Annotated in this window: 5 protein-coding genes and 1 pseudogene; 3 read left to right on the forward strand and 3 right to left on the reverse strand. The window is 60.9% G+C overall.

The window, feature by feature from the left end:
* The 3 genes from AB4Z11_RS25380 to argH form a co-directional block, all read right to left on the reverse strand.
* A partial coding sequence (locus tag AB4Z11_RS25380; protein WP_442028557.1) for a TRAP transporter large permease subunit occupies window positions 1–506 on the reverse strand: 506 nt, incomplete at its 3' end.
* Window positions 503–1,045: a TRAP transporter small permease subunit gene (locus AB4Z11_RS25385; protein WP_442028558.1), complete on the reverse strand. Its 543-nt coding sequence runs from the start codon at window positions 1,043–1,045 to the stop codon at window positions 503–505. The genes AB4Z11_RS25380 and AB4Z11_RS25385, both read right to left, overlap by 4 nt.
* Before the next feature lie 139 nt (window positions 1,046–1,184).
* Entirely contained in the window at window positions 1,185–2,576 is a 1,392-nt protein-coding gene (gene argH / locus AB4Z11_RS25390) for an argininosuccinate lyase (RefSeq protein ID WP_442028559.1), read from the reverse strand.
* 53 nt (window positions 2,577–2,629) lie between these two features.
* Between argH and AB4Z11_RS25395 the strand changes: the two genes are divergently transcribed.
* The 3 genes and pseudogenes from AB4Z11_RS25395 to AB4Z11_RS25405 form a co-directional block, all read left to right on the forward strand.
* Window positions 2,630–3,130 (forward strand): hypothetical protein, encoded by a 501-nt coding sequence (locus AB4Z11_RS25395; protein WP_442028560.1) that lies wholly within the window; start codon window positions 2,630–2,632, stop codon window positions 3,128–3,130.
* Window positions 3,127–3,558 carry a GNAT family N-acetyltransferase gene (locus tag AB4Z11_RS25400; protein WP_442028561.1) on the forward strand — a complete coding sequence of 144 codons (432 nt, stop codon included), beginning with the start codon at window positions 3,127–3,129 and terminating at the stop codon, window positions 3,556–3,558. The genes AB4Z11_RS25395 and AB4Z11_RS25400 overlap by 4 nt, the downstream gene beginning before the upstream one ends.
* A 16-nt stretch (window positions 3,559–3,574) precedes the next feature.
* Window positions 3,575–4,068: pseudogene (locus AB4Z11_RS25405) on the forward strand (hypothetical protein); the annotation flags it as partial.

A 4,068-nucleotide genomic window follows, 5' to 3' on the forward strand; every position in this document is an offset into this window, starting at 1 on the left:
ACCAGCACCAGCGACGGCGGCACTAGCTGCGTGATGGTGCCCGATGCGGCCAGCACGCCGGTGGCGTAGCGCATGTGGTAACCATAGCGCATCATCACCGGCAGCGAGATCATCGCCATGGCGATCACCTGTGCCGCAACCGTGCCGGTAATCGCGCCGAGGATGAAGCCGACGATGATCACCGAGTAGCCCAGGCCGCCGCGAATGCCGCCGAACAGCTTGCCCATCGAATCGAGCATGTCCTCCGCGAGGCGGCACTTCTCAAGCACCGCGCCCATAAAGGTGAAGAAGGGAATCGCCAGCAGCAGATCGTTGGCCAGCACACTGCCGAAAATCCTTTGCGGCACCGCCTGCAGGAAGGGCACACCGAAGAAACCGTGCAGGATCGAGATCCCGCCGAAGAACAGGCCTACCGCCAGCAGCGAGAACGCCACCGGGAAGCCAACCAGCATGAACACAACCAGGCCGCAAAACATCAGCGGCGGCATCCACTCCAATGGAATCATTGCACGGGCCTTTCGTATTTGCTGTCCAGGTGCACCATGCCTTTCAGGGCGGCGATGCGCTTAATCAGTTCGGAAATGCCTTGCAGCGTCAGCAAGGCAAAACCGAGCGGGACCACAAACTTGATGGGGTAGCGTGCCAGTCCGCCGGAGTTGCTGGACTGTTCAAAAATCTGCCAGGAGGGGAGGAACAGCGAATACCACGAGAGCCACGCAAACAGAATGCAGGCGGGGAGCAGGAAGAAGATGATGCCGAAAATGTCGATCCAAAGCTGCTTGCGCTCGCTGACATGGCCGTAAATCAGGTCCACGCGCACGTGCTCGTTGCGCTGGAAGGTGTAGCTGGCGCCCAGCATCACGGCGGCGCCAAATAAATACCACTGCAACTCAAGCAGCCAGTTATTACTCCAGTCGAATCCGTAGCGGATCATGGCGTTGCTGGCGCTGATCACGCAGGACAGCAAAATCATCACATTCGCCAGCTGGCCGCTTCTGTAGCCGATCCGGTCCAGCCAGTGGGAAAAGCGCAAAAATCCTTGCATTGGCGGTGTCTCCACGCATTGTTTTATTGCAAGAATATTAGCTGATTATTTGCCGCGGGTCATAAAAAACCAGCGGCCCAAAAACAAGTGCCTGCCACGGCGTGGCAGGCACTAGCTTTACGCCTTGGGTTTCTGCGGATTACAACTGGCTGCGCACGCGTGCGATAGCAGCGCGCACCTGGTTCGGCGCGGTGCCACCGACGTGATCGCGTGCGGCCACGGAGCCTTCCAGCGTCAACACGGCAAACACGTCCTCGCCGATCAGCGGCGAAAAGGCGCGCRGCTGGTCCAGCGACATTTCCGCCAGATCGATCTTCAGGTCATCGCAAGCGCGCACGGCATGCGCCACAGCTTCGTGCGCGTCGCGGAACGGCAGACCCTTCTTCACCAGATAATCGGCCAGGTCGGTCGCCGTGGCGTAGCCCTGCAGCGCCGCTGCGCGCATCGCTTCCGGCTTGACGGTGATGCCGCCGGCCATGTCGGCGAAGATGCGCAAGGTATCGACCACGGTATCGACGGTGTCGAACAGCGGTTCCTTGTCTTCCTGGTTGTCCTTGTTGTAGGCCAGCGGCTGGCCTTTCATCAGGGTCAGCAGGCCCATCAGGTGGCCGTAGACGCGGCCGGTCTTGCCGCGCGCCAGTTCCGGCACGTCCGGGTTCTTCTTCTGCGGCATGATGGACGAGCCGGTGCAGAAGCGGTCCGCGATATCGATGAAGCCCACGCGCGGGCTCATCCAGATGATCAGTTCTTCGGACATGCGCGAAATATGCGTCATGATCAGCGAAGCGGCCGCGGTGAACTCGATCGCGAAGTCGCGGTCGGACACGGCATCCAGCGAGTTGTGGCAGACATCGTCGAAGCCCAGGGTCTTGGCGACGCGCAGGCGGTCGATCGGGAAGGTGGTGCCGGCCAGTGCAGCGGCGCCCAGCGGCAAGCGGTTCACGCGCTTGCGGCAATCGGCCATACGCTCGGCGTCGCGGCCGAACATTTCAACGTAAGCCAGCATGTGGTGGCCGAAGGTGATCGGCTGCGCCACCTGCATGTGCGTGAAGCCGGGCAGGATGGTGTCGGTGTTTTTCTCGGCCAGATCGACCAGGGCGCCGCGCAGCTGATTCAGCAGACCAGTGATATCGTCGATGGCGGAGCGCACGTACAGGCGGATATCGGTCGCGACCTGGTCGTTGCGCGAACGGCCGGTGTGCAGGCGCTTGCCTGCGTCGCCGACCAGCTCGGTCAGGCGCTTCTCGATATTCAGGTGTACGTCTTCCAGATCGAGCAGCCATTCGAAGGTGCCGGCATCGATTTCGCCGGAGATTTGCGCCATGCCTTTCTGGATGGCGTCACGGTCGGCGGCGGAAATGATGCCCTGTGCGGCCAGCATTTCGGCGTGCGCCAGCGAGCCCTGGATGTCGGCCTTGGCCATGCGCTTGTCAAAGAAGACAGAGGCGGTGTAACGTTTAACGAGGTCGGAGACGGGCTCCGAGAAGCGGGCCGACCATGCTTCGGCCTTTTTGGAGAATTGGTCTGTCATGATTGAATAGCTGCGGTTGGATTTAGACGATTATAAATTAGAGGAATGATCTGATGAAAAAGTTAGCAATTTCACTACTAATGCTGGCTACGGCGGGCAGCGCATTTGCGCAGCAGGCGCGGCCGACCGATGTGGGTAGTGTGGAGGGCGTGATCGGCGCGCTGTACGACACCATTTCCGGCCCCGCCGGCCAGCCGCGCGACTGGGACCGCCTGCGTTCCCTGTTCCGTCCCGATGGCCACATGATCGTTCAAAGCCCAACCAAGACCACGGTGCTGAGCGTGGAGGATTACATTGGTCGCGTCACGCCAGTGTTTGCCAAAGATGGTTTCTACGAATCGGAAATTTCGCGCAACACTGAGCAGTTCGGCCAGATCGCCCACGTGTTCAGCACTTACCAGTCGCGCCACGCGCCGGGCGACGCGGCGCCTTTCCAGCGCGGCATCAACAGCATCCAGCTCATCAATGACGGCCAGCGCTGGTGGGTGCAGTCGCTGGTATGGCAAGCGGAAACCGAGAAAYATCCTTTGCCTGACCGCTATCTGAAGAAATGACGTTCACCATCAGCACCGACAAGGCCCGCCTGGACGTGAGCCTGATTCACAACTTTCTCAGTAAGGAATCGGCCTGGGCTCAGAATATTCCGCTTGAAACTGTGCAACGATCCATCGAACATTCCTTATGCTTCGGCGGATTTGTTGACGGAAAGCAGGTTGCGTTTGCGCGCGTGGTGACAGACTACGCTACCTATGCCTATCTGGTGGATGTCTTCGTGTTGCAGGAATGCCGCGGGCGCGGCTACAGCAAACGCCTGATGGAAGCTGTCATCGCCCATGAAGGACTGCAAGGACTGCGGCGTTTTATGTTGGCGACCTCGACAGCCCACGCACTGTACGAACGCTTTGGTTTTACTCCGCCGTCGCGTCCGGCTACACTGATGGAAAGGTACTTCCCGGATGTTTACAAAAGAGACTCAGGATAGCGAACAGGAGTCCATTGTGAAGCTGCTCTCTCCCGCCGGCCTGGCGCGATTCGGGCTGGCGTTATTGGCGGCGCTCGGCCTGCCCACGCAGGGCAGGGAAGCGCCAAGATCTACGCCACCGGCGACCGGGCGCAGCAATCCTCCGCCCGCGCCCGCGCCTACGCCGGTTCCACCCGCGCCACCTGCGGCGCCTGAGCAGGTGCGCATCGTTGCGGGAGCAGTCAGTACCATGAGCAGCGGATCGGCAGCTATTGCCACCACCCCTATCGCAGCAACCCAGGGCTCCCTTGTCATCATCGGCGGCGGTTTGCGCGGCGACAATGCCGACGTGTGGCAACGCATCGTCAAGCTGGCCGGCGGACGCGGCGCCCACATCGCGGTCTTCCCTTCGGCCGCCGGCAATCCCGAGCGCTCGGCGCAAACCATCATCGGTTATCTGCGCAAATGGGGCGCGGACGCCTTCCTCGTCCCGGTCGCGATTCGCCTGGATGGCAGCGATTACCGCAAGGC

Origin of the sequence: Pseudoduganella sp. RAF53_2, from assembly GCF_052113985.1 — a bacterium.
In the GTDB taxonomy this organism is placed as follows: Bacteria; Pseudomonadota; Gammaproteobacteria; order Burkholderiales; family Burkholderiaceae_D; genus Rugamonas.

Coding starts and splice junctions, on each gene's coding strand:
- AB4Z11_RS25385 (WP_442028558.1), bottom strand. CDS start 1,045: ATGCAAGGATTTTTGCGCTTTTCCCACTGGCTGGACCGGATCGGCTAC.
- AB4Z11_RS25400 (WP_442028561.1), top strand. CDS start 3,127: ATGACGTTCACCATCAGCACCGACAAGGCCCGCCTGGACGTGAGCCTG.